Source organism: Streptomyces sp. Go-475 (assembly GCF_003330845.1).
In the GTDB taxonomy this organism is placed as follows: domain Bacteria; phylum Actinomycetota; class Actinomycetes; order Streptomycetales; family Streptomycetaceae; genus Streptomyces.
The window spans coordinates 8,472,235-8,498,881 of sequence record NZ_CP026121.1; the positions used below are offsets into that span (position 1 = coordinate 8,472,235).

At 71.1% G+C, this 26,647-nt stretch carries 26 protein-coding genes and 2 pseudogenes; 16 read left to right on the forward strand and 12 right to left on the reverse strand.

What is annotated here, in order from left to right; translation table 11 throughout:
* Window positions 1-15: 15 nt before the first annotated feature.
* Window positions 16-975, reverse strand: coding sequence for an Lrp/AsnC family transcriptional regulator (locus tag C1703_RS38350; RefSeq protein ID WP_232840721.1), 960 nt, complete (start codon window positions 973-975; stop codon window positions 16-18).
* A 101-nt stretch (window positions 976-1,076) separates the two neighbouring features.
* Window positions 1,077-1,325 (reverse strand): annotated as a pseudogene (locus C1703_RS38355) (aldehyde dehydrogenase); the annotation flags it as partial.
* 30 nt (window positions 1,326-1,355) lie between these two features.
* On the opposite strand from C1703_RS38355, the gene C1703_RS38360 reads away from it, so the two are divergent.
* The 3 genes from C1703_RS38360 to C1703_RS38370 all read left to right on the forward strand — a co-directional run bounded on the left by C1703_RS38360 (window position 1,356) and on the right by C1703_RS38370 (window position 3,638).
* A complete protein-coding gene (locus C1703_RS38360; protein ID WP_157993211.1) occupies window positions 1,356-1,550 on the forward strand; it encodes a hypothetical protein in 195 nt (64 codons plus the stop codon).
* A gap of 339 nt (window positions 1,551-1,889) precedes the next feature.
* Window positions 1,890-2,723 (forward strand): FAD-binding protein, encoded by an 834-nt coding sequence (locus C1703_RS38365; RefSeq protein WP_114257141.1) that lies wholly within the window; start codon window positions 1,890-1,892, stop codon window positions 2,721-2,723.
* A gap of 168 nt (window positions 2,724-2,891) precedes the next feature.
* Window positions 2,892-3,638 carry a VOC family protein gene (locus tag C1703_RS38370; RefSeq protein ID WP_114257142.1) on the forward strand — a complete coding sequence of 249 codons (747 nt, stop codon included), beginning with the start codon at window positions 2,892-2,894 and terminating at the stop codon, window positions 3,636-3,638.
* A gap of 387 nt (window positions 3,639-4,025) precedes the next feature.
* Here the strand turns inward: C1703_RS38370 and C1703_RS38375 are convergent, their stop codons facing one another.
* Together C1703_RS38375 and C1703_RS38380 are read right to left on the reverse strand one after the other, a co-directional pair.
* Window positions 4,026-4,508: a hypothetical protein gene (locus C1703_RS38375; protein ID WP_114257143.1), complete on the reverse strand. Its 483-nt coding sequence runs from the start codon at window positions 4,506-4,508 to the stop codon at window positions 4,026-4,028.
* Between the two features lie 278 nt (window positions 4,509-4,786).
* A complete protein-coding gene (locus C1703_RS38380; RefSeq protein ID WP_114257144.1) occupies window positions 4,787-5,200 on the reverse strand; it encodes a hypothetical protein in 414 nt (137 codons plus the stop codon).
* Window positions 5,201-5,452: 252 nt separating this feature from the next.
* On the opposite strand from C1703_RS38380, the gene C1703_RS38385 reads away from it, so the two are divergent.
* Together C1703_RS38385 and C1703_RS38395 are read left to right on the forward strand one after the other, a co-directional pair.
* Window positions 5,453-5,803 (forward strand): hypothetical protein, encoded by a 351-nt coding sequence (locus C1703_RS38385; protein ID WP_114257145.1) that lies wholly within the window; start codon window positions 5,453-5,455, stop codon window positions 5,801-5,803.
* 113 nt (window positions 5,804-5,916) lie between these two features.
* A complete protein-coding gene (locus tag C1703_RS38395; protein WP_114257146.1) occupies window positions 5,917-6,432 on the forward strand; it encodes a phosphopantetheine-binding protein in 516 nt (171 codons plus the stop codon).
* A gap of 702 nt (window positions 6,433-7,134) precedes the next feature.
* Here the strand turns inward: C1703_RS38395 and C1703_RS38400 are convergent.
* The gene (locus C1703_RS38400) at window positions 7,135-8,274 is read right to left on the reverse strand and encodes a PucR family transcriptional regulator (protein ID WP_114257147.1); all 1,140 of its coding nucleotides are present in this window, start codon (window positions 8,272-8,274) and stop codon (window positions 7,135-7,137) included.
* Between the two features lie 86 nt (window positions 8,275-8,360).
* On the opposite strand from C1703_RS38400, the gene C1703_RS38405 reads away from it, so the two are divergent.
* The 6 genes and pseudogenes from C1703_RS38405 to C1703_RS38430 all read left to right on the forward strand — a co-directional run bounded on the left by C1703_RS38405 (window position 8,361) and on the right by C1703_RS38430 (window position 13,148).
* Window positions 8,361-9,416 (forward strand): ferredoxin reductase, encoded by a 1,056-nt coding sequence (locus C1703_RS38405; RefSeq protein WP_114257148.1) that lies wholly within the window; start codon window positions 8,361-8,363, stop codon window positions 9,414-9,416.
* Between the two features lie 7 nt (window positions 9,417-9,423).
* Complete coding sequence (locus C1703_RS38410; RefSeq protein WP_114257149.1) at window positions 9,424-10,542, forward strand: acyl-CoA desaturase; 1,119 nt, start codon at window positions 9,424-9,426, stop codon at window positions 10,540-10,542.
* A gap of 280 nt (window positions 10,543-10,822) precedes the next feature.
* Complete coding sequence (locus tag C1703_RS38415; RefSeq protein ID WP_114257150.1) at window positions 10,823-11,227, forward strand: hypothetical protein; 405 nt, start codon at window positions 10,823-10,825, stop codon at window positions 11,225-11,227.
* Window positions 11,228-11,235: 8 nt separating this feature from the next.
* Complete coding sequence (locus tag C1703_RS38420; RefSeq protein WP_114257817.1) at window positions 11,236-12,006, forward strand: hypothetical protein; 771 nt, start codon at window positions 11,236-11,238, stop codon at window positions 12,004-12,006.
* 38 nt (window positions 12,007-12,044) lie between these two features.
* Window positions 12,045-12,434 (forward strand): annotated as a pseudogene (locus C1703_RS40075) (roadblock/LC7 domain-containing protein); the annotation flags it as partial.
* 339 nt (window positions 12,435-12,773) lie between these two features.
* Window positions 12,774-13,148 (forward strand): hypothetical protein, encoded by a 375-nt coding sequence (locus C1703_RS38430; RefSeq protein ID WP_030244809.1) that lies wholly within the window; start codon window positions 12,774-12,776, stop codon window positions 13,146-13,148.
* Window positions 13,149-13,287: 139 nt separating this feature from the next.
* On the opposite strand, the gene C1703_RS38435 is transcribed toward C1703_RS38430, so the two are convergent.
* From C1703_RS38435 to C1703_RS38445, 3 genes are all read right to left on the reverse strand, one after another.
* Window positions 13,288-14,262, reverse strand: a complete 975-nt coding sequence (locus C1703_RS38435) for an alpha/beta hydrolase (RefSeq protein ID WP_114257151.1) — start codon at window positions 14,260-14,262, stop codon at window positions 13,288-13,290.
* Between the two features lie 97 nt (window positions 14,263-14,359).
* Complete coding sequence (locus C1703_RS38440) at window positions 14,360-14,854, reverse strand: lamin tail domain-containing protein (protein ID WP_114257152.1); 495 nt, start codon at window positions 14,852-14,854, stop codon at window positions 14,360-14,362.
* Between the two features lie 144 nt (window positions 14,855-14,998).
* Window positions 14,999-16,363, reverse strand: a complete 1,365-nt coding sequence (locus C1703_RS38445; protein WP_114257153.1) for an FAD-dependent oxidoreductase — start codon at window positions 16,361-16,363, stop codon at window positions 14,999-15,001.
* Between the two features lie 282 nt (window positions 16,364-16,645).
* On the opposite strand from C1703_RS38445, the gene C1703_RS38450 reads away from it, so the two are divergent.
* Together C1703_RS38450 and C1703_RS38455 are read left to right on the forward strand one after the other, a co-directional pair.
* Window positions 16,646-17,323: an RNA polymerase sigma factor gene (locus C1703_RS38450; RefSeq protein WP_114257154.1), complete on the forward strand. Its 678-nt coding sequence runs from the start codon at window positions 16,646-16,648 to the stop codon at window positions 17,321-17,323.
* Window positions 17,316-18,278, forward strand: coding sequence for a CU044_5270 family protein (locus tag C1703_RS38455; protein ID WP_114257155.1), 963 nt, complete (start codon window positions 17,316-17,318; stop codon window positions 18,276-18,278). The genes C1703_RS38450 and C1703_RS38455 overlap by 8 nt, the downstream gene beginning before the upstream one ends.
* Window positions 18,279-18,315: 37 nt before the next feature.
* Here C1703_RS38455 and C1703_RS38460 read toward each other — a convergent pair whose 3' ends face one another.
* The 3 genes from C1703_RS38460 to C1703_RS38470 form a co-directional block, all read right to left on the reverse strand.
* Window positions 18,316-21,051 carry a SpoIIE family protein phosphatase/ATP-binding protein gene (locus C1703_RS38460; RefSeq protein ID WP_198678392.1) on the reverse strand — a complete coding sequence of 912 codons (2,736 nt, stop codon included), beginning with the start codon at window positions 21,049-21,051 and terminating at the stop codon, window positions 18,316-18,318.
* Between the two features lie 149 nt (window positions 21,052-21,200).
* A complete protein-coding gene (locus C1703_RS38465) occupies window positions 21,201-21,746 on the reverse strand; it encodes a hypothetical protein (RefSeq protein WP_114257156.1) in 546 nt (181 codons plus the stop codon).
* Window positions 21,747-21,774: 28 nt separating this feature from the next.
* A complete protein-coding gene (locus C1703_RS38470; RefSeq protein ID WP_343236427.1) occupies window positions 21,775-22,212 on the reverse strand; it encodes an ATP-binding protein in 438 nt (145 codons plus the stop codon).
* A gap of 342 nt (window positions 22,213-22,554) precedes the next feature.
* On the opposite strand from C1703_RS38470, the gene C1703_RS38475 reads away from it, so the two are divergent.
* Entirely contained in the window at window positions 22,555-22,785 is a 231-nt protein-coding gene (locus tag C1703_RS38475) for a DUF397 domain-containing protein (RefSeq protein ID WP_114257157.1), read from the forward strand.
* A 152-nt stretch (window positions 22,786-22,937) separates the two neighbouring features.
* Entirely contained in the window at window positions 22,938-23,852 is a 915-nt protein-coding gene (locus C1703_RS38480) for a helix-turn-helix transcriptional regulator (RefSeq protein WP_114257158.1), read from the forward strand.
* A gap of 51 nt (window positions 23,853-23,903) precedes the next feature.
* Here C1703_RS38480 and C1703_RS38485 read toward each other — a convergent pair whose 3' ends face one another.
* Window positions 23,904-24,731, reverse strand: a complete 828-nt coding sequence (locus tag C1703_RS38485) for an SAM-dependent methyltransferase (RefSeq protein ID WP_114257159.1) — start codon at window positions 24,729-24,731, stop codon at window positions 23,904-23,906.
* 202 nt (window positions 24,732-24,933) lie between these two features.
* Between C1703_RS38485 and C1703_RS38490 the strand changes: the two genes are divergently transcribed.
* Window positions 24,934-26,619: a hypothetical protein gene (locus C1703_RS38490; protein ID WP_114257160.1), complete on the forward strand. Its 1,686-nt coding sequence runs from the start codon at window positions 24,934-24,936 to the stop codon at window positions 26,617-26,619.
* The last annotated feature ends 28 nt before the right edge of the window (window positions 26,620-26,647 follow it).

A 26,647-nucleotide genomic window follows, 5' to 3' on the forward strand; every position in this document is an offset into this window, starting at 1 on the left:
CAGGCGCGGCGCAGTTCACGCCCGGCGCTCGGGAAGCCCCCGGGACGGGATGGTGCCGACCGCCTTGAGCGTCCGCAGGACCGGTGCCGTCTCCAGGGAGCGGATCGCCTTGACCGCTCCCAGGCCGTGCGTGAGGTAGCGGTACAGGGCAGCGGTGTCCCGGCACAGCGCGTGCGCCACGAGATTGGTGGGACCGGTGGTGTGGGCGACGAAGGCGAGTTCGTCGTGCTGGGCGAGGGCCGTGGCCACGTCGTCGAGGTGCGCCGGGGCGACGGCCATCCACAGCAGGACCTTGATGTGGCCGCCCAGCAGGGCGGGGTCGATCTCGACGTCGAAGAAGACCGTCCCACAGGCGCGCAGGTGGTCGAGGCGGCGGGAGACCGTCGCCGGCGACCAGCCCGTGCCGGCGGCGAGTTCGGCGACGGCCGCCCGCCCGTCCCGCCGCAGAGCGTCCAGCAGGGCGTGGTCGGCGGGGGAGAGCCGCACCTGGCCGTAGCCCTCCGGGGGCGGCGCCCCGCCGTGGCCCGTGCCCCCGGCCCCGCCCATCATCCGCTGCTGCCGCGGGGTCAGCGCGCTGGCGACCATGCGCCACGGGGTGCGCCAGCCCAGATAGGTGTGCAGCAGCTGGTGGGCGGAGACGGCCGTGAGCCCCACACTTGGCGGCAGTTCGTGCAGCAGCAGGGAGTGGCCGTGTGCGGTCCCCAGGGGCGTCTCCAGCACGGCGACGACCTCGGTGCCCCCGCCGGTGAGACAGACCCACGAGGTGTCGGGGCGGCGTACCAGCGCGTGCGCGAGGTCCGGCGCGGTCTCGGGGTCGGCCGTCAGCCGCAGCAGCCACTGCTCGTGCCCCGTCGACTGGGGGTCGGGCAGCCCCACGACGCGCAGCGCCGCCTGCTCGCGCAGCCGCTCGTGGCGTCGGGAGACCCGTCTGCGGCGACACCGCGAGCACGGCGGCGAGCTGCGTGAAGGAGGCACGGCCGTCGATGTGCAGGGCGTGGATCAGCGCCCGGTCCAGTTCGTCGAGCATACGCACACCATCCTTCACGCACCCTGGGGCGCCCGGGCAACGGAATCGGTCAGTCCCTGATCACCGATTTGCAGCGCATCAGGAACTCGGCGAGGTAGCCGTCGTGCGGCAGCCCGGATTCCATCCAGTACGTCGGGTGGTCCCCCACGTACACGTTGCCGATCGAGGGTTCCGCCACGAGTTCGGCCACCAGCCCGTCGTCGTGCGTGATCGCCGTGAGGACCAAGGTGTCCCGGAGCGGTCCGAGGCCGGCGTCCCGGGTCCAGGGCGCCACCCACACGCAGGGGAGCACCTCAAGGCGGCCATGCTCCAGGAGGAGGGCAGGCCCGTGCGCGAACGCGTCGAGGAGCAGGGCGCCCAGTGGCTCTCCGCCCGCGACGACCTCGAGCAGTGGCTCGGTGGACACGGCTGGAGGGCCACGGTGTACGCGGGTGACGATCCGCGCATCGGGCACGGGCGCACCGTGGCCCCGCTGCCGGCCTGCTGGCTGGCGACGGCGGCGCTCACCGCCGGGGAGCGCTGAGGAGAACCAGAATCCGCCCGGATGGGCGGCCGATCAATCGGCACTCAGAATTCCGCAGCAGGTCGCTTTGTTGTCGCCGCTGCCGTGAATCTTGGCCGGAATGCGCTGTGCGGCCCCGGTTTCATTACGGCACCGCGTGGGAATCTCGCCGGCTTCATCGCCCACTCTGCCTTTCCCCGGCGCTCATCGCCCCGTTAATTCGGAAGCGACTCGGTGACAGATCTCGATCCCATCGCTTCCTGCTTACCGAGATTTTCCCTTCCACGGCCCGGAACATGAGATTCCCCCGGAAAGCATGTTCCTCGCCTCCTTCCTGATTTCCTCCCGCAGAGGATTGGCATGTCTGACGACACCGCACGCCCGCACGACCCGAAGGAGCCGCGCGCCCGCGGCGGACACTGCGTGGTGCTCGGGGCCGGCATCGCCGGGCTCTTCGCCGCCCGCGTGCTGTCCGGCACGTTCGACCGGGTCACCGTGGTCGACCGGGACACCCTTCCGGAGACGGACGAGAACCGGCGTGGTGTGCCGCAGGGGCGGCACGCCCACGCGATCCTCCCCGCCGGCACCAGAGGACTGCGGCAGATGTTCCCCGGCCTGCTCGAAGGGCTGGAGGCGGCCGGGGTCCCCGTGGTCCGCGAACCCACCGAGATGCACTTCGCGCCCGGCGGCCACCTGCTCTGCCAGGAGGGGCGCTACGCCGACCCCACCCCCACCTACCAGCCGACCCGCCCCCAGCTCGAGAGGCGAGTCCGCGCCGAAGTGGGGGAGTTGCCCGGTGTGGAGATCATCGACCGGTGCGAGGCCGCCGGGCTGGTCTGCACCCCCGACGGAACCCGCGTCACCGGTGTCCGCGTCGTGCACCGCGGCGCGCGGGAGGAGCGCGAGCTGACCGCCGACCTCGTCGTCGACGCCACCGGCCGCGGCGGACGTGCCACACGCTGGCTGGCCGACCTCGGCTACGAGCCTCCCCGCGAGGACAAGATCCCGGTCGACATCAAGTACGTGAGCCGCACCCTGCGGCTCGCACGGGGTGCCCTCGGCCGCCGCAAGGTCGTGATCGTGGGAGCCGAGCCCGGCCGGCCCACCGGCGCGACCTTCCTCCAGCACGAACAGGACCGCTGGATGCTCACCCTGATCGGCTACGGCGGTCACCATCCGCCGACCGACCCATGACCTCGTACCTCGACAACCTCGCGATCCGATGACCGGCCCACTGGCCGAATTCGCCGTCCATCGGGCAACCGATGGAAGAAACAAGCGAGTTGACGGTCCTGGCTGGAGCCCTTTCTGTGACGCGGCGATGCTGAGTGAAGATCGTCCACCGCGACCCGAGGAGCATCGATGAAGATCACCCGTCACCCTGCCGGCGCACCGTGCTGGGCGGACCTCGACACCCCCGACGTCGCCTCCGCCCGCGCTTTCTACGGCTCGCTCTTCGGCTGGCAGGCCCTGGAACTCCCCAGTGGATACGTGAACTTCACCCTGCGGGGAGAGAAGATCGTGGGCGCGGTGGAGCTCAAGGAGGGGCAGGAGCACTCGGTCGGCTGGAGCGTCTACTTCATGTCGGACGACCTGAACGGGACGACGAAGGCGGTCGAAGAGGCCGGCGGCCGTGTCGTCAGCCCGCCGACGAAGGTGTCGGTCGCCGGCAGCGCCGCCGTCTACGCCGCCCCCGACGGCGCGGTGTTCGGCGCCTGGGAGCCGGACAAGCACCCCGGCTCCGGACTGGTACGCGAACCCGGAACGCCGTCCTGGTTCGCGCTGAACAGCCCGGACACCGAGGGCGCCGAGGCCTTCTACGCCCAGGTGTTCGGCTGGACCGCCACGACTCCTCCGGCCGGGGGCGCCGCGGCTCACCTGACCTTCGTCGGCGGAGCCGCGCGGTTCGGCGGCATCACCGGCGGGCCCGAGGGCCCGACCGGCTGGACCCTGCACTTCGGCGTCGAGGACATCGACGGCGGGGTGGCCAGGGCGGTCGAGCTGGGCGGCACCGTCGTCTCCGCACCCTCCGAGACACCCGGAGTCGGACGCAGCGCGGTCCTCACAGACCCGACGGGCGTGACGTTCGGCCTGGTTCAGCACACGTAACCGACCAGGACCGACCAGGATCAAGCCGTACGGCGAGGCAACGTGCATAGGTGGCACGGGAGGTCGAGGTGCGGAGCGGGTAGCCTCGGTCCTGGTCAATCGTCTCGTGCCTTGGCGGAGGCACCGATGTCGAAGGCCCCGTTCGTCGCCATGTCCGCCGCGACTGCGGCGCTCTCGAAGGCCCCATGAGTGTTGGTTCAAGGCCCTGGCGAGGTCTGCGGCCTGTGCGATGGCGCTCGCGTCGGAACCGCGATCCGGCTGTGGCGCCGTGGGGAAGATGCCGTCGACGGCCGGGCGGAGCAGGTCGCTGACCACCACCAATGCCGTGCCCCAGGCAGGGAACCTCCTCGCCTGGGGCACCCGCCTTTTGGCTGCGTGAGGTCGGGGTCAGATCGGCCCGTGCCAGGTGGATTCACACTCGACGATGGCGCCGGAGGAGTTGGCGTGGCACGCGCGGGCGGAGACGTTGCGGACCTTGTACGTGCTGTAGAAGTAGCCGTCGAAGACCCCGCCGCCGCCCGCCGATCCGGTGGAGCAGTCGTAGACGGGCATGGTGCGGTAGTGCCAGTGGCCGACCCAGTTGCCGTTGTCGTGGATCTCGTAGCGGATCTGGGTGGTGGCGCAGTGGCCGTCGGTCGAGGTGTCGGATACGTAGGAGCTGAGCGCCACGTAGTTGTTGGTGCGCCACATGTTGGTGTACTGGTACACGCCGCTGACGTGGCTGGTCGAGTAGCCGACGTAGCCAAACCCGTTGTCCTGAGGGTGGACTTCGGTTTCCACCCAGTCGTCGGTGCTGTGCGCGCTCGCTGTTCCGGGGACCGTGAGCAGCAGTCCGATCGCGGCGAAGACCGCCAGTATGGCCCGTCTCATGTAACTCCCCCTCCTTGAAGCTGCGATTCTTGTCATGTCTCTGCGGACATGAAGTCCGTCGGCAGCCTCCCGAAGTCGGTGCACCGTGCACCAGTGCGGAACCGGCCATATCGGTGCGAAAGCGACCGCGAGGCCTCCTGGGGGCGGCGGTCTTCGAGGTCGGTCACCGTGCACGGTCAGCCGGCATGGCAAACCGGCGAAGGACCTCTGCGGAGTCGCGGTCGACGCCGGTGAGCATCAGGCGACAGCAGATCAACTCGAGAGGTCATGAGACCCCGCTAAGTGTGTGATTCACTCAAGCCGGGCGTGCCAAGACGGTTGAAGCCGGCGAGGCGCGGCGAGACGTCGAAGGGGAAGGATGCGCCGTCGGGGGTCTTGAGGGCCGCCACGATGTCTTGGTCCGGTGCGCCGAATATCTCGAAGTGCTGCACGGTGCAGTGCTCCATCACCTCGCGGATGTACGGATCCGAGAGCTGCCAGTGGGCGCGGATGGCATCGGAGTCGCGGTAGAGCTGGAAGCTGTGCGCCAGCATCCGCTCCTCGTCGATGAAGACCTCGACCATGAGCTGAGGGCCGTGCTCTTGAGCGAATGCCACCGCCTGCGCGATGGCGCGCCGGAAACCGTCGAGGTGACCGTCCGTGATGCGCATGGTGTTGCGGAAGAGAATGGTGCTGCTCGTTGCGATCTCCATGCGCCGAGTGTTGCGCCTCGACCAAGGTTGAGGTCAAGGGCGCGGCTCGGCCGGGGAACCGGCGACGACCCTGAGGCTGCTGACGAAGCCCTGACGGGCCGCCTCGCGCTCTTCTCCGGCACGGAGGACCGAACAGCACCTCCCGCCCGAGCCCAGCGATGAACCGAATAATTCCCAGGATGTCGTCCCTCCGATCGGACACCGGCCTCGTGCCTCGGGAACCTGGACACATGGCTGATCGTCTTCTTGGGCATGCCTCGCGTTCTCATTCTTGGAATCGACCCGCGTGCAGTGCCCGGTATGGACGGAGACACCCTTCGTGCGGCCCTCGATCAGGAACTGGCCCGATTCGGCGAACATGCCATCGATGCGTCCATGACGCTGATCGGACTGGATGAGTCGGCCGAGCCGACGATCGTTGCGGCGCTGTCCGAGCGCGACTGGGACGTCGTCGTCATCGGAGGTGGGATCCGCAAGCCGGAGCCGCTTCTGCCGCTCTTTGAGCAGGTCGTGAATCTGGTGCGGCGTCACGCGCCGAAGGCGGCGATCGCGTTCAACACGAGCGGCGGCGACAGCGTCGAAGCAGCCCAGCGGTGGCTGTGAGGGCTCGGTCGGGTCGGTGGGGCCTTTCGGCCGCTTGTCGGGCCGGTTGCAGGGAACGGCCCTGTCATTCGGAGATGAGTTCGTAGAGGTCGTCGGCCTGAGGTGCGGTCTGTGTGGCCGCCGGCGAGCTCGGCGAGGATGCGGCTGGTCTTGGCGAAGCGGACGCCGGTGCCCTGGCGGATGGCTTGGTGGCCGAGAACGGCCCGAGCGGAACGTACTGCTGGGAACTCCCCCTGGGCGGCGACGGCAAGCTGGACCGTTCGGCCCTGCCCGTGCCGTCGGGTGAGCGGCCTGCGGTGTCCACCGCGTACCGGGCGTCCGAACTGCCGGTGGAGGAGACCCTCGCCGTGATCCTGGCGCAGGTCCTGGAGCTCGACCGGGTCGGTGCGGACGACGACTTCGTGGAGTGGGGCGGAGACTCGCTCAGAGCGGTCAGGGCGGCCACCCAGATCGGTGAGGCCCTGGGCAGGCGCCTCCCGGCTCGCGCCGTGCTCGAACAACCCACCGTGGCGCGCCTGGCCGCCCACCTGGCCGCCCTGCCCGCGGACCCGACCGCACCCGCACGGGCAGCGGCACCGGTGCCCGCGCAACGGGCCGTCCCGCCGTCGGCGGACGCACGGGCAGCCTGATCCGGGAGATGTGCGAGCACCGCATGGCGGCCCTTGCCGCACGTGCCAAGGCCTTCACCGAGGATGGGCAGGACGATGCCGCGGACGCCGTGGCCGACACCGTAAAGCGGAGCTGGAGCCGCGCGAAGGTCCTCGCGGTCATCGCCGGGAGTCTGAGCAGCCCAGGCTGGACCAACCACGCGCTGTCAGAACGGGCAGGACTGGTGCTCCGCCACACCCGCGCCAATCTTGCCGCGGCGGTGAGCCAGCATCTCACAGGCTCTGGACGACGTTCGGAGCATGGCGTTTTGTGCGGCACTGCCGCTGGATCGATGGCGGTTCCCGACACCGGCGCGGACGACGAGGAGATGACCGCTGAGGCGGCCATCCTCGCTGAACAGACCACGGACGTGCACGATTGCGGCCAGCGAGGCCGCCTCCAAGCCACTGCGGCCGAAGGCTGGGGGCATTGCCCCGCAGGCCGTGCAGCCGCAGTCGAAGCACTGAGCCGTGCCTCAGGGCCCACCTGTTGGGAGGCGGTTCGCCGGACGACGGCGTCCCAGGCACTGCCATCGCAGAGCGGGTTACCGCCAGCGTGCTCGGCGCCTGGAAAGAGCAAGCCACACGGATGAGATGGACCGCGTGAGCCAGCCGATGGCGCCGAGGACGAGGCACGATTCCTGGACTGCTCGCGGATGCGGACGTGGACGGTCGAAGTACGCGTCAGCTGACTCGAAGACCGACCGCCAGAGTCAGTTCAAGGACTCGCTGTGGCGATGCGAGATCCGGAAACAGCTCCCGCAGCTGCGACATCCGGTACCGGACGGTCTGGGGATGGACGAACAACGCCGCCGCCACCTCGTCGCGCCTGCCCTGGTGCAGCAGCCACGCCCGCAACGTCTCCTCCAGCCGCTGTGCGGTCGCGACCGGCAAGGTCCGCAACGGTGCGAGGGCTCGGGCACGCAGGTCCGCGAACGCGTCCGCGTCGGCGCTCAGCACCAGCTCGGGCAGGTGGTCCTCGGTGTCGCGAACATCCGAGGAGAGGGAGCGCGCGCGTACGGCTCGTTCGTACGAGGCGGACGCACGCGTCCATGGCCGGGCCGGGCCGACCACGGCGGTGCGGTCGGTCAGTTGCCGCAACAGATGTGATCGGTCGGCGTCAGGGACGAGCAGCACGCCGGTGGCCTCCGGCAGATCGTCGAGGACGAGGGTGCCCGGGTCGAGCGCGCGGTAGGCGGGCCGGGCCTGGGCGGCGGGCAGCAGGACCGCGGTCAGCGTAACCGGAGGCTGCCACCCGGCCCGTTGAGCAGAGGCGAGCAGCACGTCCGGGCTCGCGCCGGCGAGGAGGTCGCGGGCCAGCTGTTCCAGGTGGCGCTCCTGGGCCCGGCCCTGGGCGGCCAGTTCGTCGGCGTGGCCCGCGGCGCTCGCGGCGGAGAGCTCGTCGATGTAGGCGAAGGTCAGCTCGGCGAACTTGGCGACCTCGGCGGCGGGCAGACCTGCGGATACGGCACCCGCTGCCAGGCATCGCCAGGCCACGCGGGCGCCGACGCGGTAGGCGCTGAGCAGGGCGTCCATCGACCGGCCGTCGCGCACCTCGCCGCGGCCCAGCTCGTAGGCTGCGTCACCGCCGTCGCCGCCCGTGGCGTTCCCGCTCGCGAGGTCCAGGTAGTGCCCCAGGGCGGTGCGGACGGCTCGGCGGATGGTGCCCCCCATGCTGCCCGAGAGGGCGTTGGCGTAGGAAGGGACCTCGTCGATGATCGCCTGGACGACCTCGTCGGCGGTGGTCTTCAGCGCGGCCCGAAGCGCGGTGACCGTCGTCTCATCAAGGGCCAGTTCGCTGGCCCTCCGGATTGCATGGCTCACGTTTTGTTCCCTGCGAACAATTCAGCCGATCAGATTCACGTCCTGCGGTCAGGACTTTACGCCTTGAGGCGCAGCAGGCTGGAGCCATGACGAGTGCAGCGCTCCGCAGCAGGGCGTGGAAACTGATGGAGATGGTCACGACGCCGCTGCTGCCGTCGGACTACCTCGACCTGGTCAGCCCGCTGCGTGCGGGCGCTGACCTGCGTGGGCGCATCGAGGCCGTGCACCCCGAGACGCGTGACGCCGCGACGGTCGTGATCAGGCCGGGACGGGGCTGGCGCGGCCACACAGCCGGTCAGTACGTCCGGATCGGGGTCGACGTCGACGGGGTGCGCCTGTGGCGTGCCTACTCCATCACCTCGCCGACGAACCGCCAGGACGGCCGCGTCACGATCACCGTGAAGGCGATCCCGGACGGCAAGGTCAGCAACCACCTGGTCCGCAGGGCCAAACCGGGCACGCTCGTCCAGCTCGACCAGGCGACCGGTGACTTCGTGCTGCCACGGGCCAAGCCCGCCAAGGTGCTCTACCTGACGGCCGGCAGCGGCATCACCCCCGTGATGGGCATGCTGCGCGACACCGAGTTCGACGACGTCGTCATGGTCCACTGCGCGCCACAGCCGCACGACGTGATCTTCCGCGACGAACTGCACGGCCTGGTCGCGGACAAGAAGCTGCGGCTCACCGAGGTGCACACCGACACGGACGGCCAGCTCGACATCGCCCGCCTCGGCGAACTCGTGCCCGACTGGGCCGAGCGCGAGACCTGGGCGTGCGGGCCCGCGGGCCTGCTCGACGCCGCCGAAGAGCACTGGAGCGAGCACGGCGTCCCGGAGCGCCTGCACACCGAACGCTTCCGCCCCAGCATCGTCGCCGCCGGCGACGGCGGCGAGGTCACGTTCAGCACCACCGGCACGACCGTCGACGCGGACGGCACCACGCCGTTGCTGGACGTCGGCGAGGAGGCCGGCGTGCTCATGCCCTCCGGGTGCCGCATGGGCATCTGCTTCGGCTGCGTCACGCCGCTCAAGGCGGGCGCCGTCCGCGACCTGCGCACCGGCGAGATCACCGAGGCCGAGCCGGGCGTCCTCATCCAGACCTGCGTGTCCGCCGCGGCGGGCCCCTGCGACATCGAACGGTAGGAGCAATTTGACCGCCATCGACCCCACCGCCCACCTGACCGCGGAGCAGATCGAGCAGCTCGGCCGCGAGCTGGACGCGATCCGCGACGAGGTGATCGCCGGCCGCGGTGAGAAGGACGCCGCCTACATCCGTAAGGTCATCTCGGCGCAGCGCAAGCTCGAGCTGGTCAGCAGGGGCGTGCTCCTGTTCTCGATCTTCCCGCCCGCGTGGATCATCGGCACCGCCGGTCTGTCCGTGGCGAAGATCATGGACAACATGGAGATCGGCCACAACATCCTGCACGGCCAGTGGGACTGGATGCGCGACCCGAAGATCCACTCCACCACCTGGGAATGGGACCACGTCTCGCCGGCGGACCAGTGGAAGCACTCGCACAACGAGCTGCACCACACGTACACCAACGTGCTCGGCAAGGACAACGACCTCGGCTACGGCATCATGCGCGTCGACGAGGACCAGAAGTGGCACCCGTTCCACCTCGGCCAGCCGCTGTGGAACTTCATCAACGCCTGCTTCTTCGAGTACGGCATCGCAGCGTACGACCTGGAGCTCGGCAAGAACCTGCACAAGCGCCGCCGCAAGAACCCGGAGTTCCGCGCGCGGGCCAAGGCCGTGGGCCGTAAGATCCGCAAGCAGGTCCTCAAGGACTATGTGATCCACCCGCTGCTGTCGGGCCCGTCGTTCCTCCCCACGCTCGCCGCCACGTTCACCGCGAACCTGGTCCGCAACATCTGGTCCCACTCGGTGATCATGTGCGGGCACTTCCCCGAGGGTGTGCAGGTCTTCGAGCGCCGGTCGATCAAGGGCGAGACGCGCGGCGAGTGGTACCTGCGCCAGATGATGGGCTCGGCGAACATCAGCGGCAGCAAGGCCATGCACTTCATGACCGGGAACCTGTCGCACCAGATCGAGCACCACCTGTTCCCGTACCTGCCGAGCAACCGGTACGCCGAGGTCTCGGTGAAGGTGCGCGCGTTGTTCGAGAAGTACGAGCTGGAGTATGTCACCGGGCCACTGCCCAAGCAGGTGTTCTCCGCGTGGCGCAAGGTCTTCCGGCTCTCACTGCCGAACAGGAAGCCCAAGGTCAAAACCCCGGACCGCGAGCAGGAGCTCGTCGCGGCCTGATGCGCGGCATGGTGTCCGGTCATTCGGCAGTACCGGCGGCACCGCCGGTTTCGGTGAGATTCCGTTTGGTGTGGAGGTACACGACGGGGTCCGCCTGAGCCGCAGCAGCGGCGGTGCCCTGCGATGCGTCCTGCCCCCTTCCGATCAACCCCGTTCACCCCTCGCCCGCTTCCCTGCACATTCCTTTGGAAAATGCCAAAGCGTTCACCTGGGCCAAGCACTTTCCGTAGTGTCGTGCTCACGTTCGCGGGAACAGCCGTGCAGGGGGAGGGGATTCGGCGTGCCCGGAATCGACGAAAGTCTGCTGGAAGCCATGCGGCTGCCCGGTGCGCGAGGCGCCTCGGTGGTCGACTGGATCAGCGGTCTCGCCCTGGGCGCGGTGGGTGACGCACCGGGCGGCGACCCGGAGGCGACGGCCGCGGAGACCGCCGAACTCGCCCGCCTCGCCACGGAGAGCGGCGCCCTCGCGCCGGCCGGCGGCGACGCGGGCGGGCCGTCCGGCAAGGAACCACCCGTGCAGGACCTGATCATCACGAACACCGACTCGTACCACCTGCTGAGGTTCGTCACCACGACCTTCGACAGCACGGTGTTCCTGCACTTATGGCTCGACCGCGCGGACGGCAACCTGGCCCTGGCCCGCATCCGGCTGGCCGAGATGGCGGACCGACTGGTGCTCGGATGATCGCCCCGATGCTGACCGCACACACGGACGAACCGGCCTCGGTCCTGCTCGGCACCCTCGCGGCCCAGGGCGCGAGCGGTGCCCTGTCCACCGAGTCGGGGATCGTCTACCTCGCGGCGGGACACGTCGTCCACGTCGAATCCGCCGTCACACCCGACCTCGGCGACCTGCTCACCCACAGCGGAGCGCTCGCCGCGGACGGCTGGTGGGCGGCGATCGACCAGGCCGGCCGCCGCTGCCGGGTCGGCCGACAGCTCGTCGACAGCGGCCACCTCGCCGCCGGCGCGCTGGAGTTGTGCCACCTCGGCGCCCTCTTCGACGCGGCGTACTTCGTCCTCGCCCACGACGGACCGGCCCTCCGCTTCCGCCCGGGAGTCGCGCACTGGCTCGGCGCGGTCCGCTCCGTACCGGTGGACACCGTCCTGCGGGAGTCCCGGCGCCGCCGCGAACTGCTGCACCGCATATGGCCCGAACCCGCCATCGACGTCGCGCCGCTCGCCCGCGTGCCGGGCGACCCCGTGGAACTGCCCGCCCGCCGCGGCCGGATCCTCGCCCAGGTCGACGGCGTCCGCACCGCCGCCCAGATCGCGACGGCCCTGGCCTGCCGCACCTTCCACACCCTCGTCGAACTCCGCCGTCTGGCCGCGGCCGGGCTGGTCGTCCCCGCAGACCCCGCCACCGCGTCCACCGCGCCGGGACCCGCCCCCCTGCCTGCGGCACCGGACGAGCCCGACACCGCACTGCTGCGACGGCTCCTGCACGCCTTGGAGGCACTGTGATCCGCGCGCGACGACAGCGTGCCGAAAGGAGACTGCTCATGGCCGTCGAGACCGACGTCCTGGACGAACTGCGCCGGCTCCGCACCCGCGTGCCCGGGGTGACCGGCTCCCTCGCGGCCACCGTCGACGGACTGGTCCTCGCCCACGACGTACCGGAGACCGAGCCGGAGGGACTCGCGGCGCTCACCGCCGCCGCCCTCGGCGTGGCGTACCGGATGACCGACGCGGCCGCCCGCGGCGACTTCCGCGAACTCCTCGTACGGGGCGCCCACGGCTACGTCGCGACCTACGCGGCAGGGACCACCGCCGTCCTCACCCTCCTGGCCGAGGACCGCGTCAACGTCGGCCGCCTCCACCTGGAGGGCCGCCGCGGCGGCGCCCGCATCGCCGACCTGGTGGCCACGCGCGTCGGCCCGGGCACCGGCCGCCACGCCGACCGACCGACACCGACGCCCGCACAGATACCGCGACAGACACCGATGCCCACACAGACACCGGCGCCGGCACCGGCGTCGGCAGCAGCCGCACCCCCGTCCCCGTCCCCGTCCCCACCCACACGCTCCCGCGCCCGCTCCCGAAGAGCACCTCGCCACAGCGCCCCCGGCCACCGCCCGCCCCATCGGCACCCTCCCGGTACGCACCCCGCAGCGGCCCACCCACCCGCCGCGCCCGCAGACCGGCAGCTGAGCCGCACGAACCCCCCGACCGAACAGACACCGACCGAAGCGACACCGACCGAGCGACACCGAACGAAAGGAACCGACCGCATGGCCAACACGGAGACCGCCCTGAAGGAATGCCTGAGCTCCATCGACGGAGCCACGGCCGCCGCCCTCGTCGACTACACCAGCGGCATGGCCCTCGGCACCCTCGGCGGCAGCAAGGACTTCGACCTGGAAGTCGCCGCCGCCGGCAACACCGACGTCGTACGGGCCAAGCTGCGCACCATGGAACACCTGGGGCTGAAGGAGGAGATCGAGGACATCCTGATCACCCTGAACACCCAGTACCACCTCATCCGCCTGCTCAAGGGGCGCGGGGGCAGCGGGCTGTTCCTCTACCTCGTGCTGGACGGGAGCCGGGCCAACCTGGCCATGGCCCGCCACCAGCTCCGCCGGATCGAAGCCGACCTGGAGGTCTGAACCGGCACCACCGGACGGGAGCCCTCCGCGACGGACCAGGCGTGGAGGGCCCCGCCATGCCGGGCTCCGGTCCGGCGGGGTGAGGCCGGAGCTGCGGCTTCGGCAGCCGGCCGACGACCGGGCGCCGGCTGCCGCACGGCTAACCCCGAAGGCCGCCCAGCCACTCGACCAGCAGCCGGTTGGTCTCGGCGGGACGTTCCTGCTGGAGGAAGTGGCCGCAGCCGTCGAGGATGTGGGACGCCGTCAGGCCCGGCAGTGTGGCCGGGAACGCCTCGATCGCGTCGGCGAGCCAGGTCGTGGACGCGTCCAGGCCGCCGCCGATGAACAGCGACGGCTGGGTGACGGGCGCGCCGGCGAAGTCCGCCAGGTCCTCCCAGTCGCGGTCCATGTTCCGGTAGCGGTTCAGGGCGCCGGTCATGCCCGTGCGCTCGAACTCCCCGGCGTAGACGTCGAGGTCCGTCTCGCTCAGCCAGCGCGGCAGCCGGCCGACGGGGAACCGGTCGCGCAACCGGCCGCCCCGCGCCACGAAATGCGGGTCGGCTTCGGGCATCGTGTCCGCGGACAGAGCCGCGTAGAAGCCCGCGAGCCAGCCGCGCACGTCGGGCTCGACCTCCGTCTCGGCCCGGCCCGGCTCCTGGAAGTAGGAGACGTAGAACTCCTCGTCGCCGCCCATCCCCGCGAACACCTCACTCGGCCTGGGGCCGCCGGGCGGCGTGTAGGGCACGCTCAGCAGCCCCACCGCGCGGAACACGTCGGGCCGGACCAGCGCGGAGGTCGCGGCGATCGTCGCACCCCAGTCGTGCCCGACGAGCACGGCGGACCGCTCGCCCAGCGCCTCCACCACGGCGACGTTGTCCGTCACCAGCTCCATGAGCCGGTACGCCGCCACGTCGGCGGGCCGGGACGAGCGTCCGTAGCCGCGGACGTCGACGGCCACCGCCCGGTAACCGGCCGCGGCCAGCGCGGGCAGTTGGTGGCGCCAGGCGTACCAGGACTCGGGGAATCCGTGCAGCAGGAGCACGAGCGGCCCGTCCCCCTGTTCCACGAGGTGGGTGCGGCCGGCCGGTGACGGCACGAGGCGGTGCGTGCGGTCGACGGCGGACGTCTGCGGCATGGATACTCCCGGGATGCGCAGTGGGACGCTCGGTCCCACCGATCATCCGGCGCCCGCCGCGCCGCGCACCAAGCGTGTTGCCGGTTCGGCAAAAGGCTCAGCCGTGGAACGTGATGTACCCGTTGCCGTCCTTGTCGGAGCCGCTCTTGGTGTACGAGTGCACGTCGGCCCGGCTGCCGGACGGCTTGTACACGTAGATCGTGTCCTTGTCGTTGTTCCACATGAAGTTGCAGTTGTCGCGGTAGACGACGTTGTTCGCGTCGGAGTCGGACCCGTTGCCGCCGCGCAGCTTCACGTAGTCACCCGGCTGAAGGGTGTGGTTCGCGGTGAAGGTGAACTTGTTCCCGGCGGCGTCCTTCACGACGTAGCCCTTGAGGTTCACCGTCGTCGACCGCGAGTAGTTCTTGATCTTCAGGTACTCCTCGTCGGTGTTCCCCGTCCGGCAGTTGTTGGAGTCGCGGCCGGGGGCGTCGTACTGGACACCGCCGATCTTCAGCGCGGAGTTGTACTCGGCGGCCTGGGCCGGGGCCGCCGTCAGGGCGGTCAGGGCTCCGGCAGCGGCGGCCGTGGCGGCGACAAGGCGTATACGCATGGACGTTCGTCCCCCCTTGCATGCCTTCTGGTGAAGGCGATGTGATGGTTCGGTGAAGCGTCTGGATCGTACACGGTTCAAGCACGCATAAGGGCGGGTTCGGTGACATGGGCACCGAACCCGCCCCGCGGGTGGACGGAGAGGTCAGGCGCCGCTGGCGCGGAGCATGTCCTCGCGCTCGACGATCTTCACGCGCTCGCGTCCCTCCGGCTCGCCGAGGGCCTTCTCCGCGGCGTCCAGCCGGTACCAGCCGTCCCAGGTGGTGAAGCGGACGTCTCGCTCGGCGAGGAACGCGTCCACGGCCTCCGGCGCGGGAGTCGAGGGCGTGTGCAGCCGGCCGTTCGCGTAGTCGTCCAGCAGGTTCGACACCGTCTCGTTCGCGTCGCCCTTGGTGTGGCCGATCAGGCCCACGGGGCCACGCCGGATCCAGCCGGTGACGTACGTGGACTGCAGGTGCTCGCCGGACTCCTGCATGACCCGACCGCCCTCGTCCGGGACGGTGCCGGAGTCGATGTCCCAGGGTAGCTTGGGCAGTTTGTCGGACAGGTAGCCCACCGCGCGGTAGACCGCGGTGACGTCCCACGTCTTGAACGTGCCGGTGCCCTTGACGTTGCCGGTGCCGTCGAGTTCCGTGCGCTCGGTGCGCAGGCCGACGACCTTGCCGTCCTCGCCGAGGACCTCGACCGGGGACTCGAAGAAGTGCAGGAAGAGCTTGTGGGGCCGGTCGCCGACGTCGCGGATCGCCCAGTTCTCCAGCGTCTTGGCGACCATGTCGGCCTGCTTGTTGCCGCGCCGGGTGGCGATCGAGCCCTCGTCGTAGTCGATGTCCTCGGGGTCGACGATGACCTCGATGTTGGGGGAGTGGTCCAGCTCCCGCAGCTCCATCGGGCTGAACTTCGCCTGCGCCGGGCCCCGGCGGCCGAACACGTGGATCTCCTTGGCCCGGTTGGCCTTCAGACCCTCGTACACGTTCGGCGGGATCTCCGTCGGCAGCAACTCGTCCGCCGTCTTGGCCAGCACGCGCGCGATGTCGAGCGCGACGTTGCCGACGCCGAGCACGGCGACCTTCTCCGCCTCCAGCGGCCAGGTGCGCGGCACGTCCGGGTGGCCGTCGTACCAGGAGACGAAGTCGGCGGCGCCGTAGGAGCCGTCGAGGTCGATGCCAGGGATGGACAGTGCCCGGTCGGCCATCGCGCCGGTGGCGAAGATCACGCCGTCGTAGAACACGCGCAGGTCGTCCAGGCCGATGTCGGTGCCGTAGTCCACGTTGCCGAAGAGCCGGATCTGGGGCTTGTCGAGCACCTGGTGCAGGGCCGTGATGATGCCCTTGATCCGCGGGTGGTCGGGGGCGACGCCGTACCGGATCAGTCCGAACGGCGCCGGCATGCGCTCGAAGATGTCGATGGACACGCCGGGTTCGGCGGCCACCTCGGACTTGAGCAGGGCGTCGGCGGCGTAGATCCCGGCGGGGCCGGATCCGACGATGGCTACCCGCAGGGGGCGGGGCATGGTCAGGTTCCCTTCGAGCGGCGACAAGCGATCTCGACGGGAAGCCTAAACTAAGGCAAGCCTAAGTCGGTATGCGGGTCCGCTCTATGAGCTCATAAGGCTACTTTATGGGCAGGTGTCCGGCTCCTGCCGCGGCACCCTCGCACACGTCCCCGGGAACTCGAACGCGGGCATCGGCGAACAGCAGTCGACCATGCCCGTGACGTCGAAGGAAGGCCCCATGGACCTGAGAGGCGACCGGCCGGACCCGCGAGGCGACCGGCCGGACCCGCGAGGTGACCGGTGACCGCGCCCCCGAGCGTCGGAGCCCGCCGCGCCCCCGGCCGGTGCGACGAGTCCGACGCCTCGGTGATCGAGCGGTCGCAGGAGGACCCCGACGCGTTCGCGGTGCTCTTCGACCGCTACGCCGACGACATCCACCGGTACATCGCCCGGCGGCTCGGCACCGAGGCGGCCGACGACCTGATGGCCGAGACCTTCGTCACCGCCTTCCAGCAGCGCCGCCGCTACGACCTGGCGCGGTCGCCCGCTCGCCCCTGGCTGTACGGCATCGCCACCAACCTCGTCGGCCGGCACCGGCGCGCCGAGGCCCGCCGGCTGCGTGCCCTGTCCCGCGTCGCCGCGGAGGCACCGGGCGAACGCGGCGGTGACACCGAGCCGTTGGCGGACCGGGTCGCCGCCCGGGTCAGCGCCGAGGGCTCACGCGCCGCCCTGGCCGGGGCCCTCGCGGCGCTGCCCGCCCGTCACCGCGATGTGCTGCTGGTGATCGCCTGGGGCGACCTCGACTACGCGGAGGCCGCGCAGGCCCTCGACATCCCGGTGGGCACCGTCCGCTCCCGGCTGCACCGGGCCCGGAAGAAACTGCGCGAAGCGCTGGGCGGCTCGGATCCCACCGCCCCGCACGACGAGACGGACGAGACCGGCCCGACCGGCGAGACGAAGGAGACCGCTCGTGGATGACCTCACCGCGGTGCGCGAACTGGAGGCCGACGTGCCCCCGCTGACCGACCGGGCCCGCAACGAGGCCCGAGCCCGCCTCCTGCGGGCCGTCCACCGGGAAACCCACCCGGACGGCGTCCGGGCCTTCCCCCGCAGGCTCGCGCTCCGCACCGCCATCGCCGCGACGGCCACCGCGGCCGCGGCCACCGGCGCCGTCGTCCTGACGGCCGGCCGCGAGGAACGGGACGGCACGGCACCGCAGTTGGCCGGCGCGGCACGGCTCCTGCACCGGGCCGCCGAGCGGTCCCGCACCGACAGCGCGCACCTGCCGGTCCCGCGCGACGACCAGTACCTCTACACCAAGGAGACCACCACCCGTACGTACCTCAAGGGCGGGAAGACCCAGCGGTTCACCGACGAGAGCTGGCTGTCGGTCGACGGCTCCAAGCCCTCCCGGTACAGCTACTACGGCCGGATCCTCGACGAACCTCCCCTGGGCGAGCACCAGGTGCGCTGGCCCCCCACGGAGTACGCGAAGCTCAAGAAGTGGCCCACGGATCCCGACAAGCTCCTGGAGATCCTCAAAGTGCGCGCGGCGGACCGTCCGGAAGCCGACCGGGACGCCTACCTGAACGCCTGCCTGCTCATGCGCGGCCCCCGCGTGATGCCGCCCGGCCTCCAGGCCGCCGCCTTCGAGGCCGTCGCCCAGCTGCCCGGCATCGAACTGGACCACCACGCGGTGGACGCGCTCGGACGCCACGGCGTCGCCGTCTCCCACCCCGGCCTGGCCTTCGCCTTCATCTTCGACCCGAAGACCTACGCCTACCTCGGTCTGCGGCAGGAAGGATCGAAGGGCGGCCGCTGGGTGGACGGCGAGCTGCGGGGCGGCCAGAAGTACACGGAGGTCAAGGGAGTGGTGGCGGTGGGGGTGGTGGACCGGATCGGACAGCGGCCCCCGGCGGGCACGGTCCGGTGACGCGTCCGACGGCGCCGACGTCACCCCCGCCTTCCGCTCACGGCAGGGGCTGCTCCGCCCAGATCACCTTTCCCGCGGGCAGATAACGCGTCCCCCAGCGCTCCGCGAGCTGCGCGACGAGGAACAGCCCCCGCCCGCCCTCGTCCGTCATGGTCGCGTACCGCAGGTGCGGCGAGGTGCTGCTGCTGTCGAACACCTCGCAGATCAGGTTGCGATCGCGCAGCACCCGCACGCGAATGGGGCCCTCTCCGTACCGGAGCGCGTTGGTGACCAGCTCGCTCAGGATGAGCTCGGTGGTGAACGTCAGCTCCTCCAGGCCCCACTCGGCCAGCTGCCGGCTGACCGCCGCCCGCACCTCGCCCACGGCCGCCGGGTCGGCCGGCACGGGCCACTCGGCGACCCGGTCGGCGGCGAGCGCCCGGGTGCGCGCGACGATCAACGCGATGTCGTCGCTGGAGCGGGCCGTGAGCTGTGAGTCCAGCACGGTCCGGCAGGTCTCCTCGGGGGACTTCCCGGACCGGCTCAGGGCCTCGCGCAGCATCTCCAGGCCGACGTCGATGTCCCGCTCCCGGTCCTCGACCAGCCCGTCGGTGTAGAGCACGAGCCGGCTGCCCTCGGCCAGCTCCAGTTCCGCCGTCTCGAACGGCAGACCGCCGAGGCCGAGCGGGGGCCCGGCCGGCACCTCGGGGAACTCGACGCTGCCGTCGGGGTGGATCAGGGCCGGCGGCGGATGTCCGGCCCGCGCGACGGTGCACCGCCGGGAGACCGGGTCGTAGACGGCGTACAGGCAGGTCGCGCCGGTGACCGGGGCGCTGCCCTCCGCCTCCGTCTCGTCCTGGTCGATGCGGCCGACCAACTCGTCCAGCAGGGCGATGAGTTCCTCGGGCGGCAGGTCGAGGGCGGAGAAGTTGTGCACCGCCGTGCGCAGCCGCCCCATCGTGGCCGCGGCGTGCAGACCGTGGCCGACGACGTCGCCGACCACGAGCGCGACCCGGGCCCCCGACAGCGGCAGCACGTCGAACCAGTCACCGCCCACACCGGCCTGCGCGGGCAGATAGCGGTAGGCGATCTCCAGCGCGCCCTGCTCGGGCAGGTTCCTCGGGAGCAGGCTGCGCTGGAGCGTCACCGCCATGCTGTGCTCGCGGGTGTAGCGGCGCGCGTTGTCGATGGAGACGGCGGCCCGCGCGACCAGCTCCTCCGCCAGGGCCAGCTCGTCCTCGTCGAACGGCTCCGGCTTCTCGCAGCGCCAGAAGCTGACCACCCCCAGCAGCAGGGTGCCGGCCCGCAGCGGCACCGTGATCAGGGAGTGGATGCCGTAGTCGACGATCTGCGCCGAGCGTTCGAGGTCCTGCGCCTGCCAGCCCGGTGCCTCGCTCAGCCGGGGTTCCAGGACCGGCCGGCCGGTGGCGAGGCTGCGGCCCTGCGGGGAGGACTCGACGAACCTGATCCGCTCCCCGACGGCGTACAGCGGAGCGTCCTTGCGGATGCCGCTCAGCGCCGTGCGGCTCAGCGCGGCCGCCGCGTCCGGCTGCCCGCCGCCCAGCACCGCGTCGAACAGGTCCACGGTGGCGAAGTCGGCGAACCGGGGCACGGCCAGCTCGGTCAGTTCCTCGGCCGTGCGGGTCACGTCCAGGCTCGTCCCGATGCCCACGCCGGCGTCGTACAGCATGTTGAGCCGTTCCCGCGCGGTCTCGGCCCGGCCGGACAGGGCGCGCAGCTCGGTGGAGTCGCGCAGCGTGGCGACACTGCCGGGCGGGCCGCCCGCGTGGTCGGTGGTCCGCTGGTTGACGGCCAGCAGCCGGTCCCCGACGAGGTGCACCTCGTCGGTGGCGACGCGCCCGGAAGCCAGCAGGTCGGCGGTGCCCGGGTCGAGACCCAGGCTGAGGACGTGCCGGCCCTCGGCGTCGGCGGGCAGCCCGAGCAGCCGGTGCGCCTCGTCGTTGGCGAGCACCAGCGTGCCCCCGTCGTCGACGATGAGGACACCCTCGCGGACGGCGTGCAGCACGGCGTCGTGGTGTTCGTACATCCGGGTCATCTCGTGCGGCCCGAGGCCGTGGGTCTGGCGCAGCAGCCGCCTGCTCACCAGCGCGGCACCCGCCGTCGCCAGGGCGAGCGCCGCCGCGGCGGCGGAGAGCAGGAGCGGCAGCTGCTCGTCGGCGGTCCCGCCGACCTTCGCCGTCGTGATCCCCGCCGACACCAGGCCCACGACCCGGCCGTCCGGGTCCTTCACCGGCACCACGGCCTGCACGAGGGGACCGATGGTGCCCTCGATCTCCTCGGTCACCGCCTTCCCGGCCAGGGCCGGTGCGATGGTCCCGACGAACCGCTTGCCGATGCGGTCCGTCTTGGGGTGGGTGTAGCGGATGCCGTCGGTGTTCATGACGACGACGAAGTCGACCTCCGACCGCTCGCGGGCGGCCTCGGCCCGCGGCTGCAGCACGGCCGTGGGATCGGGACTGCGCAGCGCCTCGACGGTGCCCGGCGCGTTGGCGAAGGTCTCCGCGACGGCGAGCGAACGGTTGCGGGCCTCCAGCGTCGTGTCGTGCCGCACCTGCAGGAGCAGCGCCACCACGGCCGCCACGACCAGCAGCAGCACGATCACCACGACCAGCAGGAACACCTGCCCGGCGACGCTGCGCCCGCCCAGCGCCGACCGCAGCCCCGCCACCGGATGCCACCGCGACGGGCCCGCCTCCCGCCGCTGCCGTGCGGACGGCGCAGCGCCGGGCCGCAGGGGCGATCGAGTCCCGGATCGACCCAAGAGTCGGACCATGTGCCCATGTCTACACTGCCGGGCCCGGCGAGGCGAGGGGCATCACCCATGGTGACAGGGGGCCCTCACCGTATCGTCACGACTCCGGGCCCGCACCGCCTCCCGGTCCGTGGGAAACGTCCGACGGCCTCGGCCGGCGCGCGACGGCCTCAGGTGGCGAGGGAGCGGGCCAGCTCGGTGGTGGCCCGGGCGATCTCCGTGTCCTCGTCCGCCATCAGCCGGCCGAGGTCGCCGCGCCGGGCCCGCACCGCCTGCCGCGCCGCGCGCTCCCACGCCACCGGGTTCTCCCGGTGGTTCATCAGCTTCGGATAGACGGCGGCGGTGCTCTCCCACTGCCGGGCGTCGGCGATGCTCTTGAGCAGCTGGATGATCTCGGCGCGGCAGGTCACCTGCGGCAGCTTCGCCAGCTCCCAGAGGAACGGAACCGTGGCGGCGGTCGCCTGCTCCACGACGAAGCCGAACTGGCAGATCCGCTTCCGCAGGTCGCCGAGGGCGGCGCGGGCCGTGTCGGCGTCGCCCCAGGCGATGCCGTTGAGCAGCAGGGGAATGGCCGCCGCCGAACCGGTGGAGTCCTGGATGTCGCCCCACGGCACGCGGTCCAGTGCCGTGAGCGGCGTGGTCCGGGCCACCCCGGTCGGGGTGTCGGGGCGCTGGGGGCGCTCGCTGCCCGGGTGTTCCGTCGAAGCGCTGCGCATGGCGAGGGGCCTTTCCGCGGCAGTCGTGTCAGAGGGGTGGACAGGTCGACAATCTGGCCCAGACCGTCTTGCCCGCCGGAGGGCTGGGGGTCCAGCCCCACTCCTCGGACAGGGCGTCGACGATGCACAGGCCGCGGCCGTTCTCCTCCAGGGAGGAGCCGGCGGGCGCGTACACGGGCGGATGGTCGTCGGGGTCGGAGACGGTGACCAGCAGGTGCGTCGGGTCCAGGAGGAACCCGAGCCGGATCTCCGGCGTGCCCGGTGCTCCCGCCGCCGCGTGCGTCGCGGCGTTGGCGGTGAGCTCGGTGATGACGAGGGTGGCGTCGTCACAGCAGTGGTCGAGCGACCACACGTGGAGGGTGTCACGTGTGAAGGACCGGACGCGTGCGAAGCCCTCCCGACTGCACTCGACACGCAGGGTGGCCGAGGCGGACAGGGGGGCCGGGGCGGCCGGGGGCGCCGGCACCGTCTCCGGCGTCGGGGGCGGGGACCCGTACGGCGTCGCCTCGTACGTCGCCGCCTCGTACGGCGGCGCCGTGAGCGGGCCGGGCGGGATGCCGGGGGCCGTCGCCGATGCGCCTGCGTGTGCCGCAGCCCCACTCGGCTGCCGGAGCACAGGCTGCGCAGGTGATGACACGGCATCTCCCCGATGCGACGTCAGGACGTGGCGCCAGCACAGGGGTTGACGCCGCAGCTATTATCCACGCTGACGGCGCTCGCGTGCAATTGCACGAGAAATTGCGTGAAAATCAAGCCGTTGCGGGTACGCAAGCCGGGACGGACACGGCCGGAGAGCAAGGAGACTGCGGTGCCACCAGTGCGGAACGGAGTGCAGGCGAGTTCGTTGGACGCCTGCTGGATCAAGAGCCGGCACAGCAACGCCGAGGGCAACTGCGTCGAGGTGGCTCCCCTCGTCGACGGGGGCATCGCCGTGCGCAACTCCCGCGACCCCGACGGGCCCGCCCTGGTCTACACGGCCGCGGAGCTGCGGGCGTTCCTGGCCGGGGCCAAGGACGGAGAGTTCGACCACCTGGTGTGAGCGGGGATGCCGACGCGAACGCGGCGTGAAGCCCTGGTGGGGGGAGTGGAATCCAACTCCCCCCGCCCATGGGCTCGTACGGGCTGATGCGGAGACGCCCGGCCGGGTGCGATAGTGTAAGTCGCCCTTGTGCCGGTCTGCTGGGAGTCAGGATGTCCGCCGCGTCGCATCGCATCTCCCGTCTGGAACCCTACCTGGACAGGCCCGAGCCGGCGCCGACTCTGCTGAAGATGCTCGTCGGTGTGCAGCTGGCAGGCTTCCGTGAGGACGCCGGGCTCGCCCAGGACCAGGCGGCGCGCGCTGTCGGTTTCAGCGCCGCGAAACTGTCCCGCATCGAGGCGGGCAAGGGCCGCCGCCCGCCGACGGAGAGCGACGTCCGGGCGCTGCTGGAGCTGTACGGCACCGATGCCTACGAAGCCTCGGTGCTGCTCAAGCTGCTGCGGCGCGCCGGTGAGCCGGGCTGGTGGCAGCGGTACGACAAGCGGCTGATGCCCGAGTGGTTCGACCGCCTGGTCGGACTCCAGGAGGCCGCCGCCACCATCCGTACCTTCGAGATCCAGTACGTGCCCGGCCTGTTGCAGACCCCCGCCTATGCCAGGGCGGTGGTGGAGCGCGGCCTGCCGAACGCGCCCGCCGGCGAGGTGGAGCGGCGCGTCGAACTCCGCACGCGCCGGGCGCGGCTGCTGTCCCGGACCGACGCCCCGCAGCTGTGGGCGATCATCGACGAGTCCGTGCTGCTGCGTGTCCTGGGCAGCACCGACGTGATGCGGGAACAGCTCGCGCACCTGGTCGAGATGGCGCAGCGTCCCCATGTGACGGTGCAGATCGTCCCCCTGAGCGTCACGAACGCCTCGGCGCCCGCCATCCCGGTGACGTATCTGCGCTTCGGTGGCCTGGACCTGCCCGACGTGGTCTACCTGGAGCACATCCGGAGCGCCAACTTCCTCGAGGACCGCGACGAGACGGAGGAGTACCGGATCGCGCTGGACCGCCTCGCGGACGAGGCGCTCAAGCCGCGCGACTCCCTCGACATGCTGCGTCGGACGATGGAGCAGCGCTACCCCTGACGTGCGTGTGCCTCTCGCGGGACGCCGGCCGCCCCGCGAGAGGCCTCGCGGTCACTTCTCCAGCGGAACCCGCCCGACGCCGCCGAACTCGATCCACTCGTGGGTGAGCTGACGGGGGGCCACCTCTGTGTCCGGACGCCAGGTGGACACCTCCACCAGGCCCGGTTCGAGGATCTCCAGACCCTCGAAGTAGGTGGCGACGTCCTTCTCCTCGCGCACCCGCCCCCAGTGTCCCTGGGTCGCCTGGTCCATGAAGTTCGTGACGAAGTCGCGGACCTCGGGGTCCTCGCTGACCAGCTGGCACATCACCATGAAGCTGCCCGGCGCGAGCCGTTCCCGGACGCGGCGCGCCACCGCGAGCGGCCCGTCGGTGTCGCTGTCCGGAATGCAGTGGAACACCGAGTTGAAGAGCACGCACACCGGCTCGGAGAAGTCGATCAGCCGCTGGGTGTCGGGGTGGTCGAGGATCAGGTCGGTCGCGCGCATGTCCGCGTGGATGACGGTGGTGCGCTCGTCCTGCTCCAGCAGGGCGCGGCCGTGGACCAGCACCATCGGGTCGTTGTCGACGTACACCACGTGGGTCGTGGGGTCGATGCGCTGGGCGACCTGGTGGACGTTGTCCTGCGTGGGCAGGCCGGAGCCGTGGTCGAGGTACTGCCGGATGCCGTACTCCTCGGACAGGGTCCGCACGACACGCTGGAGGAAACGCCGGTTGTTCAGGGCCAGACGGCGCGTGCTGGGCACGACCTTGTCGAGTTCCTCGCACGCGGCGCGGTCGGCCGCGTAGTTGTCCTTGCCGCCCAGGTAGTAGTCGTACATGCGCGCTGCCGTCGGCACGGTCGCGTCGATCTCGGTGGACAACTGCTTGTCGGATTGCATCGTTCCCCCTGCGAGGTGCCGCGCCAACGGACTGGCTGGACAGGAAGTACATCCTAGGGAGCGGGAGTTGGGCGGTGCCAGCCCAGTGGCGAACGTGCCCACGATCGAACGACACGATGATCGCCCTCGCCGCCGTGACGTGTCCGCTGTGTCACGCTTCATCACCTCTGCGTCACTGGTGCATCATTCCCAGGAGAAACCCATGGGCGACTACTACGACCTCGGGACCCACGGCCGTCCCGTCACCACCTCCTCGGCGGAAGCCCAACTCTGGTTCGACCGCGGCCTGGTGTGGACGTACGCCTTCCATCATGAAGAGGCCGTCGCCTGTTTCGAGAAGGCGGCCGCGGCCGATCCCGAGTGCGCGATGGCCCATTGGGGCATCGCCTACGCGCTCGGCCCGAACTACAACAAGCCCTGGGAATTCTTCGACGACGAGGAGCTGGTGCGAACCGTCGAACGCACGCACACCGCCGTCGAACGGGCCCACGAAAAGGCCGCCGCCCGCGCCACCCCGGTCGAACGGGCCCTCATCGGCGCGCTGCGCGCCCGCTACCCGCAGTCGGAGGCCGTCGAGGACTGCTCGGTGTGGAACGAGCCCTACGCCGACGCCATGCGCGCGGTGTACGAACTGGCTTCCGACGACCCGGACATCGCCACGCTCCACGCCGACGCCCTGATGAACCTCACCCCCTGGCAGCTGTGGGACCTGAGGACCGGACAGCCGGCCGAGGGCGCCCGCACCCTGGAGGCCAGGGCCGTACTGGAGAGCGCGCTCGGCACCGACGCCGGGGCGGAACACCCCGGCGTCCTCCACCTCTACATCCACCTGATGGAGATGTCACCGACGCCGGAGCAGGCGCTCACCGTCGCCGACCGCCTGCGCGGCATCGTGCCCGACGCCGGGCACCTGCTCCACATGCCCTCGCACCTCGACGTCCTGTGCGGCGACTACCGCCGGGTCGTGGCGGCCAACAGCGACGCGATCGCCGCCGACGAGAAGTTCCGCCGGCGGTCCGGCGCGATGAACTTCTACACCCTTTACCGGGTGCACAACTACCACTTCAAGATCTACGGGGCGATGTTCCTGGGGCAGGAGGGGGTCGCCCTGGACACCGCCGCCCAGCTGGAAGCGGCCATCCCGGAGGACCTGCTGCGCGTGCAGAGCCCGCCGATGGCCGACTGGCTCGAAGCGTTCCTGGGCATGCGCGTCCACGTACTGATCCGCTTCGGCCGCTGGACCGACATCCTCGCCCTGCCGGCCCCCACCGACCCGGACCTCTACTCGGTGACCACCGCCCTGCGGCACTACGCCCGCGGCGTCGCCCTCTCGGCGACCGGCGAGGTCGCCCGGGCCGAGGCCGAGCGCGAGCTGTTCCGCGCGGCGGTGGGCCGGGTGCCCGAGACACTAATGCTGTTCAACAACACCTGCCACGACATCCTCGCCATCGCGGCGGCCATGCTGGACGGGGAGCTGGAGTACCGCAGGGGCAACCACGACCTGGCCTTCGCCGCCCTGGAGCGGTCCATCGCACTGGACGACAACCTCCCCTACGACGAGCCCTGGGGCTGGATGCAGCCCACCCGCCACGCCTACGGGGCGCTGCTGCTGGAGCAGGGCCGGGTGGCGGAGGCCGAGGCGGTCTACCGAGCGGACCTCGGTCTGGACGACACCCTGCCCCGGGCCCTGCAGCACCCCGGCAACGTCTGGTCCCTGCACGGCTTCCACGAGTGCCTGCTGCGGTTGGGCAGGACCGGCGAGGCGGCCCTCGTGGCCCAGCAGCTCAAACTGGCGACCGCGCTGGCCGACGTACCGATCCAGGCGTCCTGCTTCTGTCGCCTGGACACCGCGCCCGGCCCCGAGCGGCCCGAGGGGTGCTGCCGCTGACTCCACAGGGCCCGGGCCAGGCTCCGTT

Coding starts and splice junctions, on each gene's coding strand:
- C1703_RS38440 (WP_114257152.1), bottom strand. CDS start 14,854: ATGCGTATACGCCTTGTCGCCGCCACGGCCGCCGCTGCCGGAGCCCTG.
- C1703_RS38485 (WP_114257159.1), bottom strand. CDS start 24,731: ATGCAATCCGACAAGCAGTTGTCCACCGAGATCGACGCGACCGTGCCG.
- C1703_RS38490 (WP_114257160.1), top strand. CDS start 24,934: ATGGGCGACTACTACGACCTCGGGACCCACGGCCGTCCCGTCACCACC.
- C1703_RS38430 (WP_030244809.1), top strand. CDS start 12,774: ATGGCCAACACGGAGACCGCCCTGAAGGAATGCCTGAGCTCCATCGAC.
- C1703_RS38465 (WP_114257156.1), bottom strand. CDS start 21,746: ATGCGCAGCGCTTCGACGGAACACCCGGGCAGCGAGCGCCCCCAGCGC.
- C1703_RS38480 (WP_114257158.1), top strand. CDS start 22,938: ATGTCCGCCGCGTCGCATCGCATCTCCCGTCTGGAACCCTACCTGGAC.
- C1703_RS38375 (WP_114257143.1), bottom strand. CDS start 4,508: ATGAGACGGGCCATACTGGCGGTCTTCGCCGCGATCGGACTGCTGCTC.
- C1703_RS38445 (WP_114257153.1), bottom strand. CDS start 16,363: ATGCCCCGCCCCCTGCGGGTAGCCATCGTCGGATCCGGCCCCGCCGGG.
- C1703_RS38405 (WP_114257148.1), top strand. CDS start 8,361: ATGACGAGTGCAGCGCTCCGCAGCAGGGCGTGGAAACTGATGGAGATG.
- C1703_RS38385 (WP_114257145.1), top strand. CDS start 5,453: ATGCCTCGCGTTCTCATTCTTGGAATCGACCCGCGTGCAGTGCCCGGT.
- C1703_RS38380 (WP_114257144.1), bottom strand. CDS start 5,200: ATGGAGATCGCAACGAGCAGCACCATTCTCTTCCGCAACACCATGCGC.
- C1703_RS38365 (WP_114257141.1), top strand. CDS start 1,890: ATGTCTGACGACACCGCACGCCCGCACGACCCGAAGGAGCCGCGCGCC.
- C1703_RS38435 (WP_114257151.1), bottom strand. CDS start 14,262: ATGCCGCAGACGTCCGCCGTCGACCGCACGCACCGCCTCGTGCCGTCA.
- C1703_RS38370 (WP_114257142.1), top strand. CDS start 2,892: ATGAAGATCACCCGTCACCCTGCCGGCGCACCGTGCTGGGCGGACCTC.
- C1703_RS38460 (WP_198678392.1), bottom strand. CDS start 21,051: ATGGTCCGACTCTTGGGTCGATCCGGGACTCGATCGCCCCTGCGGCCC.
- C1703_RS38420 (WP_114257817.1), top strand. CDS start 11,236: ATGCTGACCGCACACACGGACGAACCGGCCTCGGTCCTGCTCGGCACC.